The sequence below is a fragment of the Rhizobium sp. C104 genome, assembly GCF_022354505.1.
In the GTDB taxonomy this organism is placed as follows: Bacteria; Pseudomonadota; Alphaproteobacteria; order Rhizobiales; family Rhizobiaceae; genus Rhizobium; species Rhizobium redzepovicii.
Window position 1 is genome coordinate 1 of record NZ_CP092352.1, and the last position, 12,659, is coordinate 12,659.

Annotated in this window: 12 protein-coding genes and 1 pseudogene; 5 read left to right on the top strand and 8 right to left on the bottom strand. The window is 62.0% G+C overall.

From position 1 onward, the window contains the following. Nucleotides 1-891: a LysR family transcriptional regulator gene (locus tag MF410_RS28170; RefSeq protein ID WP_239620933.1), complete on the top strand. Its 891-nt coding sequence runs from the start codon at nt 1-3 to the stop codon at nt 889-891. A 271-nt stretch (nt 892-1,162) separates the two neighbouring features. Then, the gene (locus tag MF410_RS28175) at nt 1,163-2,083 is read left to right on the top strand and encodes a zincin-like metallopeptidase domain-containing protein (protein WP_239620934.1); all 921 of its coding nucleotides are present in this window, start codon (nt 1,163-1,165) and stop codon (nt 2,081-2,083) included. A gap of 63 nt (nt 2,084-2,146) precedes the next feature. Here MF410_RS28175 and MF410_RS28180 read toward each other — a convergent pair whose 3' ends face one another. From MF410_RS28180 to MF410_RS28190, 3 genes are all read right to left on the bottom strand, one after another. Beyond that, on the bottom strand, nt 2,147-2,392 hold the full coding sequence (locus tag MF410_RS28180) for a WGR domain-containing protein (protein ID WP_239620936.1): 246 nt from the start codon (nt 2,390-2,392) through the stop codon (nt 2,147-2,149). Nucleotides 2,393-2,483: 91 nt separating this feature from the next. Then, nucleotides 2,484-4,166 carry a type IV secretory system conjugative DNA transfer family protein gene (locus MF410_RS28185; RefSeq protein ID WP_239620939.1) on the bottom strand — a complete coding sequence of 561 codons (1,683 nt, stop codon included), beginning with the start codon at nt 4,164-4,166 and terminating at the stop codon, nt 2,484-2,486. Continuing rightward, nucleotides 4,163-4,474 carry a mobilization protein gene (locus MF410_RS28190; RefSeq protein WP_131711878.1) on the bottom strand — a complete coding sequence of 104 codons (312 nt, stop codon included), beginning with the start codon at nt 4,472-4,474 and terminating at the stop codon, nt 4,163-4,165. Before MF410_RS28190 ends, MF410_RS28185 begins: the two co-directional genes overlap by 4 nt. Before the next feature lie 286 nt (nt 4,475-4,760). Between MF410_RS28190 and traA the strand changes: the two genes are divergently transcribed. Continuing rightward, the gene (traA, locus tag MF410_RS28195; protein ID WP_239620942.1) at nt 4,761-8,036 is read left to right on the top strand and encodes a Ti-type conjugative transfer relaxase TraA; all 3,276 of its coding nucleotides are present in this window, start codon (nt 4,761-4,763) and stop codon (nt 8,034-8,036) included. A 149-nt stretch (nt 8,037-8,185) separates the two neighbouring features. After that, a pseudogene (locus tag MF410_RS36675) lies at nt 8,186-8,341 on the top strand (type IV toxin-antitoxin system AbiEi family antitoxin domain-containing protein); the annotation flags it as partial. A 311-nt stretch (nt 8,342-8,652) separates the two neighbouring features. On the opposite strand, the gene MF410_RS28205 reads toward MF410_RS36675, so the two are convergent. The 4 genes from MF410_RS28205 to MF410_RS28220 form a co-directional block, all read right to left on the bottom strand. After that, nucleotides 8,653-9,363, bottom strand: a complete 711-nt coding sequence (locus MF410_RS28205) for an RNA polymerase sigma factor (protein WP_239620944.1) — start codon at nt 9,361-9,363, stop codon at nt 8,653-8,655. A gap of 37 nt (nt 9,364-9,400) precedes the next feature. Next, complete coding sequence (locus MF410_RS28210; protein ID WP_131711854.1) at nt 9,401-9,721, bottom strand: cupredoxin family copper-binding protein; 321 nt, start codon at nt 9,719-9,721, stop codon at nt 9,401-9,403. A 7-nt stretch (nt 9,722-9,728) separates the two neighbouring features. After that, complete coding sequence (locus tag MF410_RS28215) at nt 9,729-10,250, bottom strand: DUF4142 domain-containing protein (RefSeq protein WP_239620946.1); 522 nt, start codon at nt 10,248-10,250, stop codon at nt 9,729-9,731. A 142-nt stretch (nt 10,251-10,392) separates the two neighbouring features. Then, a complete protein-coding gene (locus MF410_RS28220; RefSeq protein ID WP_097629928.1) occupies nt 10,393-10,740 on the bottom strand; it encodes a DUF488 domain-containing protein in 348 nt (115 codons plus the stop codon). Between the two features lie 165 nt (nt 10,741-10,905). Between MF410_RS28220 and MF410_RS28225 the strand changes: the two genes are divergently transcribed. Next, on the top strand, nt 10,906-11,139 hold the full coding sequence (locus MF410_RS28225) for a hypothetical protein (protein ID WP_239620947.1): 234 nt from the start codon (nt 10,906-10,908) through the stop codon (nt 11,137-11,139). A 56-nt stretch (nt 11,140-11,195) separates the two neighbouring features. On the opposite strand, the gene MF410_RS28230 is transcribed toward MF410_RS28225, so the two are convergent. Further along, on the bottom strand, nt 11,196-12,641 hold the full coding sequence (locus MF410_RS28230; RefSeq protein WP_239620948.1) for an aldehyde dehydrogenase: 1,446 nt from the start codon (nt 12,639-12,641) through the stop codon (nt 11,196-11,198). Between the last annotated feature and the right edge of the window lie 18 nt (nt 12,642-12,659).

Consider the following 12,659-nt stretch of genomic DNA (forward strand, 5'->3'; position numbering starts at 1 on the left):
ATGGAACTACGCCAGCTCTCCTACTTCGTCGCGGTGGCCGAGGAACTGCATTTCGGCCGGGCGGCCGCCAAGGTGCGCATCGCCCAGCCGGCGCTCAGCAATCATGTGCAGGCGCTGGAGCGCGAACTTGGCTGCGCGCTGTTCATCCGCTCGACCAGGCGGGTGGAACTGACCAGGGCAGGGGAGATCTTCCACGAGCGCTGCGTCGGGATTCTGAGCGAGGTCGATCTGAGTGCCGAGATCACCAGGGCGGTGGCCGGCAAGACGATAAGGCAGATCAGGATCGGCACCGTCTATCCGGCGACCACCGGCGTGCTGCCGGCGTTTCTTTCAAAGATCGCCCGCAAGTACCCGGATATCCGCATCCATATATCAAGCGGCAATACCGGCGACATCATCCGCCGCCTGGAAAACGGCCAGATCAATCTGGGCTTCATCCGGCCGGTGGAAAACATCGGCTCGTTGCGCTTCTCCTCGATCGCCCATGAACGGTATCTCTTGGCGGTCGCCAGGACAAACCCACTGGCGGAGCAGACGGAGATCGCCATCGACGACCTGCGCTCGGAAAAGATCATCGCCTTCAACCGCAAGAACCTCTCCTACACCGAGCGGTACTTCAATGAGAAGTTCGAGGAATACGATCTGACCGGCAACATCGCCTATAGCTGCGACGACACCTATTCACTGGTGTCGCTGGTCTCGGCCGGCCTTGGCATCGGCTTTGCGCCGGAATGGACCGAGGGCCTGCCGAACCGGGCCTTCGAGCTCAAGGCGGTCAGGGGCATCGACTTCAGGATCGGGCTTGGTGTTGCCTGGAACAAGGAGGATCCAACCGCCTCGCGCGATGACATCGTCGATATCGCGAGGTCTCTGGCACGGCCGGGCAGGTGAGGCGAGTTGCGCCGCAGCTCATTTGTGACGTGAGCGACATGATGCCGCCTCGCGGGGTTTGTCATGTCCGCCTCCGTCTGAACCTCCCCCTTTGATTGCGGCCATCGCGTCCTGCCCCGGCTTTTGGTCCTGCCAGGCTCGCGCCGCCGGCAACGGCTTTGCCGTCCTCCACTTCGTTGCGGCCCTGCGGGTGCAGGCAGCGCTTGCAGCCCGGCTTTCGGACCGCCGTAGCAGGTCGCGATGGCCGCGACCTCGAAACGGAGGTTCCAACATGAGCAGCCAGCAATCCAAGCAACGCTCCGATATCTACAGCCGCATCACCAACACGATCATCGCCGATCTCAAACAGGGCGTGCGGCCATGGACCAGACCCTGGACGACGGGACATGCAACGGCCGAGATCAGCCGGCCACTGCGCCACAACGGCCAACCCTACACCGGGATCAACGTCCTGCTGCTGTGGTCGGAAGCCATCGCCCGCGGCTTTGCCTCATCACGCTGGATGACGTTTCGCCAGGCAATCGAGCTCGGCGGCGCCGTTCGCAAGGGCGAAACCGGCACGACCGTGGTCTTCGCCAGCTCGTTCATCCGCACCGAGACGACCGAGACGGGGACCGAGATCGAACAGGACATTCCATTCCTCAAAGCCTACACGGTGTTCAATACCGATCAGATCGCCGGCCTTGATGGCCGCTTTGACGACGGCGCACCTTGCCAGGATCCGATGAGCCGCATCGGCGATGCCGGCCGGTTTTTTGCCAATACCGGGGCGCTGATCCGCCACGGAGGATCGGCTGCCTATTATGCCGCTCAGCGTGATTACATCCAGATGCCATGCCCAGATGCCTTCCGGGACGATGCTTCCTATGTCGCCGTCCTCAGCCACGAGATCACGCACTGGACCGGCGCACCGCAAAGGCTTGATCGCGATCTCAGCCGCTACGCCAAAGATAGGAGCGATCGTGCCCGCGAGGAACTGATTGCCGAACTCGGCAGCGCGTTTCTCTGCGCCGATCTCGGCATTGTCCCAGAGCTCGAACCACGCCCCGACCACGCATGCTATCTCGATGGCTGGCTGAAGGTTCTCGGCAACGACAAGCGTGCCATCTTCTCGGCGGCAGCACATGCCCAGCGCGCGCTCGACTACCTGCATTCCCTGCAGCCGGAACTCGACGAGGAGGAGGCGGCGTGAGCCGTCTCTTCCTTCACTCAACTGTCTCTTCCTTCACTCAGGCATAAGAGACGCGGATGCGGATCACCGTATGACCCGATAGCCTCGCGACCGCTTCCTGCGCAATAGGGTGAGCAGGAGATCGACGGCTTTTGCCTCGCTGTCGAAGATATTGATCTTCTGCTGCCCGCGGCTGCCGATGTGTCCCCAGCTGCGCACCAGCGATGTCCCGCCGAAGAGGTTCGGCTCGATCGACAGCGCATAAAAGCGGGCCATGTTCTTCGATGGATCGATGCGTTCGATGTAGAGACGATAGGGCTGAACTGTCATGCGGGCAGAATCGCAAAGACCAGATGCCCGCGTCCAACGACATTTGTGAATCGATCCGGCTGGATCGATTCACGTTGGTGATGTCGCCTCGTCAGATCTGTGATGCAGTGAACAATCCGACGAATTCCGGATCGGAATAATAGCGCAGCTTTGTCGCGACGATGGGCCGCTGGCCGGCGATGAACAGCAGCTCGGTCTCGGCATGCATGTTGCGGACTTCGTCGGGCGTCAGAAGTGGTCGGGCGACATGCTGCTCGGCGAAGGAGAGGCCGGTCCTTTCCGCATCGAGGGCGCGCGCCGCCGTATTGAACACCACGGTCTCCTGGCCAAGCAGATCGGATACCAGACGGGCGCTGTCGTGATCATTGACGCCGAACACTTGCAGCACGCCGGCGTTGGACAGAAACGTGCCGGCACGCTGGCCATAGGTGGCGCGCAGCTGATGAATGTCCTGGATGATCGGCCAGAGTTGCACACCGTAACCTGCCATCAATCCCATGGCCCGTTCGATCGGCGCCAGATGACCAAGGGCGGTAAACTCGTCGAGCAGATAGAGAACAGGTGGCGCAGGTGGATGCGGCGAGGGTAGGGTTCGCGCCATCTCGGTCAGGCTTTGGGCCACCAGCAAACGCAGCCAACGTGAGTAGACCGCAAGCCTGTCTGGCGGCAAGACCAGGAACACGGTCGCCTTGTCTGCCTTGAGGTCAGCGAACCGAAAGTCCGATCGCCCCAACACCCCGGTCATGCGCGGACTGTCGAGGAAATGCGTGTGTCGTTGGGCCGCCGAAAGCACTCCGCTGGCCTCACGGTCCGACTTGCCGAGGTGGCGATTGGCAGCCCGCGCAATCAGTCCGTTGACCGCGTCACTTGCCTGCATCTCGTCCAGCACGGCGCGGAACGCTTCCGGCGCCAGCGTCAGCAAATGCCTGAGGGTGGTCAGCGTGCGCCTGTCGTCTGGCTGGCTGGCGATCACATGCAGCAGCAAACCTGATATCAGTGCCTTTGCTTCCTCGTTCCAATGCGCATCACCTGACAAGCCCGGTTCGTCGAACACGAGTGCGTCGGCAAGTGTCGTTGTATCCTCGGCGACATCGACGCTGTCTGGATCAACGCCGTCGATCGGATTGAAGGCAGCCGAAGGTCTGCCGGTGATGCCGAATGGATCGACGATATGAACCGGCCCGAACGTCTCGCGCGCATCACCGGCGATGATCGCGTTCTCGCCTTTCGGATCGATGCAGATGATCGAGCGGTCGGCGGTCAGAAGGTTCGGGATGATGGTGCCGACACCCTTGCCGCTGCGCGTCGGTGCCATGGTCAGAAGATGAGCCGACCCGCCATAGCGAAGAAGCCGGCCAGAGATGTTCGCGCGGCCGATCAGCAGGCCACTGCCCGCCTTGGTGAGTGGCGCAATCTCTCTTCGGCCGGCAAAGCGCGCAGACCCGTGCGTGTCGTCGCTGACAGTCCCAAAATGCGTGATCAACGGAACCGACAACAATCGAATGAGCAGCACGATGGCAAATGCCATCACCACCCAGTCGCCGACATGCCAGACGATGTCACCTCTGCTACCGCCGAGGATCACGCGTCTGAGGTAGTCGATCCCGAAGTAGACGGTGAACACGACAAGCAAATAGCCGACCGCACCCATGACAAACGACTTGGCATATCGCAGCGGAAACGTGATCAGGGCGACGATCGCCCAGAGCGGATCGCGGGACGCCAGGCGCATCATGTTTGCGAAGGCAGTCTTGATCTGGTTGGCATGGATCATGATGCCGCACTCCCGTTGCCGATATTGCTGATAGACGGGTCGTGCGGCCGTGGTTCGAGCAGATCGTCGAACAGATCCCGATCGCCATCGCGGGTGAGGAATTTTGGCAGTTCGGATCTGAGCCAGGCTGCCAGTCCTCCGCCGATCTGCACATCGCGATCATTCTCCAGCCGGTGCAGCACCAGTGCGCCGATCAACACCTTGCGGCGTGTGTCGATGGCACGTTCCTGCTTGCTGAGCCGGATCTGCAATGTCTTTCGCTGCGCTTCCAGCTGCGCCAGCCGTTCCCCAATGGTTTTGCGTGCCACTGTCGTTGTGTCCCTTCTCGTCGATAAGCGATCGGCCCGGCGCCATCAGGACAATGACCGCACACGATCGCATGCCCGGATGCTGCAGCGACGGGTGCATGTCGGCTACCCGCAAATCTGCGCGTGGAAGCGACCGGGTGAACGGCTTACGAGGTCATCGGGAGATTGCCGCGTGCTCCCACCAGTGCCCGAAGGAGCCAAGCGACGAAGGCACAAGGGCGCACTTACGAGTTGCTGGCGCAACTCAAAGCGCGGGCCGGCGGACCGCTAACCAAGGGGATATGTGATGGCGATCTATCACTTCAGCATGAAGCCGATCGCCCGCAGCGGTGGCCGCAGCGCTGTGGCGTCCGCCGCCTATCGCGCCGCCGTGAGACTGACCAACGAGCGCGATGGGCTGACGCATGATTTTAGCAACAGGACAGGTGTCGAGCATGCCGAGATCGTCTTGCCGGCTCGTTCTTCTGGCTATTGGGCGATGAAGCGATCCGCCTTGTGGAATGCCGCCGAGCGTGCCGAAAAGCGAAGTGACGCCCGGATTGCCCGGGAATTCGAAGTCGCCCTGCCGCACGAACTGACGCCGGATCAACGCCTGGTGCTGACGCGTGCGTTCGCGCTCTATCTCGCCAATCGCTATGGCGCTGCCGTCGACTTCGCGATCCATCGACCAGGCGAGGGAAGCGACATCAGAAACAGCCATGCGCATCTGATGATGACGACGCGCCAGCTGACGGAAGCCGGTCTTGGCGACAAGACCTTGCTTGAGCGGGAGAACAGGTGGCTTCTCGCCAACCACCTGCCGCCATCGCAGCTGCAGCTGAAGGAACTGCGCCAGGCTTGGGAGCATCTGGCCAACTCTCACCTTGAGAGGGCCGGCCTCGATATCCGTATCGACAACCGTTCGCATCTGGAAGCCGGGATCACGATCGAGCCGACCGAACATGTCGGTGTGCATGCGACCGAGATCAATCGGCAGGGTGGGGCAGTCTCTCGCGCGCGCATCTCACCGCAATCGGCCGAGCGAAATGCCGAGACCATCCGCAGGCGCCCGGATGAGATCCTGAAGCTGATTACCAACGAGAAGAGCGTCTTCAACCGCTATGACATTGCCAGGGCTCTGCATCGTTATATCAACGACGATCCGCAGACCTTCCAGAATGCTTTTGCCGCGGTCATGGCGTCGAAGGCTCTGGTCGAGTTGAGGCCCGACAGTTCAAGCCTTCGCGGCCGTGACGGGGAGGCGCGCTATTCGACGGTCGAGATGGTGGCGATCGAGGGCGCGATCGCAACAGCCGCCGTGGCGATGAAGGCGCGCCAAAACCACGGTGTGGCGAAGCGCAATGTCGATGCTGCGATCGCCGCTCAGGACAGATCGATCCAGGCGGGGAACCCTTCACCGGGGCAGGGGCTGTCGGCGGAACAACGCCAGGCGATCGAGCATGTCACGGGTCCAGCTCAGATCGCCGTGGTGATCGGCTTTGCCGGTGCCGGCAAGAGCACGATGCTGGCGGCTGCCCGCCACGCCTGGGAAGCGCAGGGCTATCGTGTTCATGGTGCGGCTTTGGCCGGCAAGGCGGCGGAAGGCCTGGAGCAATCGTCCGGGATCGCAAGCCGCACATTGGCGTCGTGGGAATACAGCTGGCAGGCTGATCGCGGACGGCTCAACGCTCGTGACGTCTTCGTCATCGACGAAGGCGGAATGGTCGGCAGCCGTCAGCTCGCCCGCTTCGTCGACGAGGTCAAACGGGCCGGCGCCAAGCTCGTGCTGGTCGGCGACCATGAACAGCTTCAGGCGATCGGGGCAGGCGCGCCGTTCCGGGCGATCGCCGAAGCCGTCGGCCATGCGCAGCTGTCGGAAGTTCGACGGCAAAGAACCGATTGGCAGAAGCAGGCCTCGATCGACTTCGCCTCGCATCGGACCGCAGCCGGACTGTCGGCCTACGAGGCACGGGGAAGCCTTCATCTGAAGACGGATCGCGCTGAAAGCCTGAAGGCGATCATTGCCGATTACGTCGCTGACCGATCGGCACATCCCAACGACACGCGCATTGCGATGGCCCATCGACGCGACGACGTGCGCGCCATCAATGCCGGCATTCGTGCTCGGTTGCAGGATCGCGGCGAGTTGGCAAAGGGCAGCAACCCGGCTGGTGATAAGGGTGAGGAACTCACCTACCAGACCAACAATGGGAAGCGATCCTTTGCGCGTGGCGACCGCATCGTCTTCCTGGAGAATGATCGTGATCTCGCCGTCAAGAATGGCATGCTGGGCGAGGTCATCGCCGTCGCGCCGGACGCAATAGACGTCCGGCTTGACGGCAAGGCGCAGACGCAAGATGGCCAGCGCCACGTGACTATCCCGGTGAACAGTTACCAGGCCTTCGATCACGGCTACGCAACGACGATCCACAAGACGCAAGGCGCTACCGTCGACCGGAGTTTTGTTCTGGCGTCGACGACGATGGACCGGCATCTGACCTATGTGGCGATGACCCGTCACCGCGAGGCGGTGCAGCTCTATGCCGGGCTCGATGCATTCAAGACAGTGCGCTCGCTGACAGAGACACTGAGCCGAGCAGGCGTGAAGGAGACGACGCTCGACTATACGCATGACTTTGCCAATCGGCGCGGCGTGGAGGATCGCCGGGGGCAGGGCGAGAGTGATGTCGCATCTCAGGGAACCAGCAAAGGGATACAGCGCATTCCGGACACGGCGGTTGCCAAGCCAGTGGAGAAACCGCAGCCGCTTGCAGCCCGCACCATCGCCGATAACAGTCCTGCACACCAAGATCTCGGCGACCATGAACGCCGCGTGCTCATTGCGGCCGTGAAGACCTATGCGATGAGCGTCGAAGAGGTTGGACGGTCAAAGGCGATGCCGGCATTCGAACGAGATTGGGACGCGGCAAAGCAGCTTGCGCCGCAGGTGTTCAAGGACGCGCCAGCGACCATGGGAGCCTTGCGCGGCCGGATCGTGGATGAGAATGCAGATCCGGTCGCGCTCGCCTACCAACTCAGCACTTCGCCCGAGACGATCGGTGCGCTCGCCGGCAAGACCGGCCTGTTCGGAGACAACGCCGAACGCAAACACGCGCTTTCCCGGATCGATGCGCTGGCGTCGCATGTTCGCCAATCCGCCAAGACCTGGCAGCGTCGCCTCGCTGCCGAATGCGGCTCGGAACGCTGGAAGCGGGAAAAGCAGGACGTGGTCGAGGTTCTGGGCCCGAGCCGCCGGAGCGAGGCGCTGCTGCGCCAGCTCGACGATCTCCCCTATAGCGACAAGGCAAAGTTCGTCGAGCAACTGGCGGGGACACCGGAAGGGCGTCGAGCGCTTGCCGAGGCAAAGGACATCGTCAGCGCGATCGAAACGCGCTTCGGTCGCGCCGATCCCTCAGATCTCGCCGACCAGCTGAAGCGTGTGGGACCCGATCAGGATGGTGACGTCGAGCGTATCCGCGAGGTTGCTCGCCTTGCCGGTCGTAGTCATCGTGCCGAGCTCACGCAGCAGATGGAGCTGAAACGCTCGCTGAAGCGCGGCAAGTCCTTGGGGCTTGGGATGTAGAGTTCCATCACCGACTTGCGGCCTTTTTTGATTTCTGGCAGGCGGACGAAAAGGGGGCGCCGCTTTGTCGAAATGGGGATTTCCGAGCAAGCGGCCTTGTGATAAAACCTCTGCTATATATTCGATGAATAGAGGAATCGTCACAGGCGATGATATTCACTACCGCCCAGAGACTTCGAGCGCTCGACCTCCTGAAAGCGCGGGGGATGCTCCGGCTGAAGGATTTCGTTGCCGAAGGCATTGGACCGGAGACGCTCGCCCGTCTCGTTCGGGAGGAGGCAGTAGTCCGCCCGGCACGAGGCCTGTATCAACTCCCGGACACTCAGGCTGAGGCGGCCCATGCACTCGCTGAAGCGGCTGTTCTGGTTCCAAAGGGCGTGGTCTGCTTGACCTCGGCCCTCCAATACCACGAACTGACGCTGCAGATGCCCTCGGCTGTGTGGATGGCGATCGACCGCACTGCCTGGCGCCCCAAGTTCGATTATCCGCCTATCAAGTTCGTACGCTTCAAGGGGTCCGCTCTCACCGAGGGCGTCGAACGGCATCGCATCGAGGGCGTCGAGGTGCCGATCACAAATCCGGCGCGTTCGAGAAGCCGATCTGATATTGCGAGACGTCATAGCGTCGGGGCAAGCGCCCCGACGACGCGGTCGGCCATGAAAGCGCAGCGGGCGCCATCGAACGGAAACAGCGCCGAGAAGGCGCCGGACAGCCGTTTTTCAATCGACTGGCGCATCATCTTCCGCGCCCGGTGCAGCCGAGTCTTGGCGGTTTCGGGTCTTATGCCGAGATAGGATGCGGCCTCGTCGGTGCTCATGCCCTCGACATCCCGCAGCACGAAGATGGCGCGAAAATCATCCGGGAGTTCGTCGACCGCCTGTTCGAGGAGCTGCCGCGCCTGGTTCCGCGACAGCTCGGTTTCCGGATCTGTTGCCGATAGCGAGGACGGAAATTGCACCACCTCCCCACCTGCCGACGTCGCCTGCATGTCGATTTCCTCCAGCCCGATGGTGTTCCTTCGGGCTCGCACCCGGCCCAGCGCCTCGTTGAGCGCAATTCGGGTCAGCCATGTCGAAAGCTCCGCGTCGCCCCGGAACGCTGCCAGATTGGCGAAGGCCTTGATGTAAGACGCCTGGACGACATCTTCCGCCTCCGCATCGTTGCGGATGACGGCGCGCGCGGTGCGGAACAGTCGCTGATTGTGACGCTGGATGATGGCGCGGATGGCGACCTCGTCGCCGATTTTTGCCAGCGGCACGAGGTCGGTGTCGGCAAGTGCCGATGGGAGCGGTCGATGTCGTGTGACCGGAACCGGAATGGCTGTCATGGAAATCTCCGCTACTCCGTGTTTCCAGGAGACCGGCCTATGGCCGGACGTCCAGTGTGCCCGTCATGGCGGGATGAAAGCGGCAGTAAAAATCGACCGCTCCCGCTCGGCTGAGTATCAGGCGACCTTCCGATTTCGGCGGCAGATCGATGTCGAAGCTTTTGTCACGCGCTGTTGCAGTATGCCGGAATATATCATAATTTCGCCAGACGATCACATCGCCGACATGCAGTTCGGCAGGCGGCGCGCTGAATTTCATTCCTGCAATGGTGACCTGATATTCCGTGGCAGCGGCAACGCCGACGCCTGCCCAAAACAGCGCAAGCAGCAGCGGCAGCGATTTCATCGGCAAACCCATCGCCGGCCTACTTCATCATCGAGGCAAGATGCTCGGCATGCATCTGGTGCTGCTTGAACAGGGTCAGGCCCGTTTCCAGGAGCGCCTTCAGCTCCTTGTTCTGAGCCGAGGGGATCAGTATCGTGGACAGCGCTGAATTGACCGACTTGTGATAGGCGACTTCGTTTTCGACATAGGCCTTGTCGAAGGCCGCGCCGTCGAGAGCCTCAAGCGTCTTCAACTCCTCGCTTGCTTGAGCCGAGAGCGACTGGCTTATCTTGTTGTCTTCGGGCGTCACCTTCAGCTTCTTGACGAGGGCGAGTGCCTGGTCGTTGACGGCCTTGTGGTCGCGTTCCATGGTCTTGGCGAATCCTATGACTTCGACATTCTTGCTTTTCTTCAATGCCTGCTCAGCGGCGGTGACATCGATCTGCCCCGCGGTATAGGCGATATGGGCGATCTGAGGGTCGGTCGGCTTGGCATCGGCGGCGATTGAAACCGTGCCGAGCGAGGCCGCTATCAGCGCTGCACCGAAAATCTGTTTCAACATGATCTGTCTCCCTTGTGTCGTGTGAATGCCTTCCGCGCCGGCGCGTCTTTGGAAGCAGGCATTGGATGCAGATCCGTCGAAAAGGTTCCCGGAATTTTTTTACGCGGGGCGGCAGCGTTTCGTTGGCGTCGGCCCCGACGCTTCAGTCTTTGCCGAGGAAGCGTTGAAGCACGATCGCGTGATTGTGCTGGAGGTCTTTCGCCGCATAGAGAAGCGTTGCGTCCGATTTTCCGATCTGGTGTTCGAGTTCTTCGACGGCCGTCGCGTTCTTTTCGAGCTCGTCCCGGTAGCGGCGCTGGAACTCTGTCCATCTGGCGGGATCGTGGCCGAACCAGCGGCGCAGCGCCGGGCTCGGCGCGACCTCCTTCAGCCAGAGATCGACTGCCGCATCCTGCTTGCTCAGTCCGCGCGGCCAGAGCCTGTCGACGAGAATGCGGATGCCGTCCTTGTCTTGCTTCGGTTCGTAGATTCGCTTGATGTGCACCGTCATTTGCTTACCGCGCAGGTTCAGAATCAGTTTTCGAACGAAGAGATGAGCGAAGGATTTGGTTCCTGCCGGCTATCGCCGAGTCTGCCCGAGTTCTAAGGCAGGCTGTCGATGAGATGAGCGGGCCTGCCGTCGTGCTGGACGGCGGCGCCTTTAACGATCTGCCGGATGCAGAAGAACTTCAATCTCGCCCTGGTGACGATCCGCACGGTCCTGGGGGAGCGAGGTTCGGACCTGTTCGCGGACAAGGCGGCGAAATTTCGCCGGATGCTGGCCAGCTTCAGGTCGAACGGTACCGCCTTCGGAATCCCCGTCTCCGATGAAGAATCGCGGCCGATTCCTTCGCCTCCCCATGATCTCTGGCTGAAGCTTGCCGATGCGCTGGATGGGTTCTCGGCCTGAATATCGACCGCGCCACAACCGCAATGGCCGTTGTGGCGCGGTGATGCGTCTCCCTATCAGAACGGATAATGCTGGGCGGAATCCTCGACCGTGATCCAGCGCAGATCGGTGAACTCGGCGATTGCCGCCTTGCCGCCGAAGCGGCCGTAGCCGCTGCCCTTGACGCCGCCGAAGGGCATTTGCGCCTCGTCGTGCACGGTCGGGCCGTTGATGTGGCAGATGCCGGATTCGATCCGCGCCGCAACCGCCATTGCCCGCTGGATGTTGCGGCTGAAGACGGCGGATGACAGGCCATATTCGGTATCGTTGGCGATGCGGATCGCTTCTTCCTCGCCCGAGACGCGAATGATCGGCTTGACCGGGCCGAAGGATTCTTCCGCATAGACGCGCATGTCCGATGTGACGTGGTCGAGCAGTGTGGCCTCGACCACGGTGCCGGTGCGTTTGCCGCCGGCCACGAGTTTCGCGCCCTTGGCCGTCGCATCGGCGATCAGCTCTTCCATCTTCTTGGCGGCATCGAGGCTGATCAGCGAGCCGAGAACGACATGGCCGCGCGGATCGCCGGCCGGGAGCTGGCTGGCGCGGGCGGCGAGTTTGGCGACGAATTGATCGGCGATCGAGCTATCGACGATGATCCGCTCGGTCGACATGCAGATCTGTCCCTGATGCATGAAAGCGCCGAAAATGGCGGCATTGACGGCGCCGTCGATATCGGCGTCGTCAAGGATAACAAGCGGGGCCTTGCCACCGAGTTCGAGAAGGGCGGGTTTGAGATATTTGCCGCAAGTCTCGGCGATGATCTTGCCGACTTTTGTTGAGCCGGTGAAGTTGACGCGCCTGACGGCGGAATGGGCGATGAGCGCGGTGACGATCTCCGGCGCATCCTCCGGCGCATTAGTAATGACGTTGATGACGCCGGCGGGCAGGCCTGCTTCCGTCAGCACCGTCGCGATCAGCCGGTGCGTGCCCGGGCATTGTTCGGATGCCTTGAGAATGACGCTGTTGCCGCAGGCGATCGGCATGGCGATGGCGCGGGTGGCAAGGATGACGGGCGCGTTCCAGGGCGCGATGGCAAGGCAGACGCCGGCGGCCTGGCGAACGCCCATGGCGAGCGTGCCGGGTTTGTCGGAAGGGATGATTTCGCCGGTGATTTGCGTCGTCATGGCGCCGGCCTCGCGCAGGATGTTTGCGGCGAGCATGACGTTGAAGCCGGCCCAAGGCGCGGTGGCGCCCGTTTCCTCGATCATCAACTGGGTAAATTCGCCCACTTTCGAATCCATGATGTCGGCAGCCTTCATCAGGATGGCGCGGCGCTGGCCGGGGCCGGTCTTCGACCAGGTGCTGAAGGCGGCGGAAGCGGCATTAACGGCGGCGGCAACATCGTCCAGATTTGCCGCGGCGGCGCGGCTGGCGAGCTTTTCGGTGAAGGGATCGATGCGGTCATAGGTCCGGCCGCCGGAGGCCGCGCGGTCCGCGCCATTGATAAGCAGGGAAATATTCATCGTAGGTCTCCTCAAGAA

Coding starts and splice junctions, on each gene's coding strand:
- MF410_RS28215 (WP_239620946.1), bottom strand. CDS start 10,250: ATGTTGAAACAGATTTTCGGTGCAGCGCTGATAGCGGCCTCGCTCGGC.
- MF410_RS28170 (WP_239620933.1), top strand. CDS start 1: ATGGAACTACGCCAGCTCTCCTACTTCGTCGCGGTGGCCGAGGAACTG.
- MF410_RS28180 (WP_239620936.1), bottom strand. CDS start 2,392: ATGACAGTTCAGCCCTATCGTCTCTACATCGAACGCATCGATCCATCG.
- MF410_RS28175 (WP_239620934.1), top strand. CDS start 1,163: ATGAGCAGCCAGCAATCCAAGCAACGCTCCGATATCTACAGCCGCATC.
- MF410_RS28185 (WP_239620939.1), bottom strand. CDS start 4,166: ATGATCCATGCCAACCAGATCAAGACTGCCTTCGCAAACATGATGCGC.
- MF410_RS28210 (WP_131711854.1), bottom strand. CDS start 9,721: ATGGGTTTGCCGATGAAATCGCTGCCGCTGCTGCTTGCGCTGTTTTGG.
- MF410_RS28225 (WP_239620947.1), top strand. CDS start 10,906: ATGCAGAAGAACTTCAATCTCGCCCTGGTGACGATCCGCACGGTCCTG.
- MF410_RS28220 (WP_097629928.1), bottom strand. CDS start 10,740: ATGACGGTGCACATCAAGCGAATCTACGAACCGAAGCAAGACAAGGAC.
- MF410_RS28230 (WP_239620948.1), bottom strand. CDS start 12,641: ATGAATATTTCCCTGCTTATCAATGGCGCGGACCGCGCGGCCTCCGGC.
- traA (WP_239620942.1), top strand. CDS start 4,761: ATGGCGATCTATCACTTCAGCATGAAGCCGATCGCCCGCAGCGGTGGC.
- MF410_RS28205 (WP_239620944.1), bottom strand. CDS start 9,363: ATGACAGCCATTCCGGTTCCGGTCACACGACATCGACCGCTCCCATCG.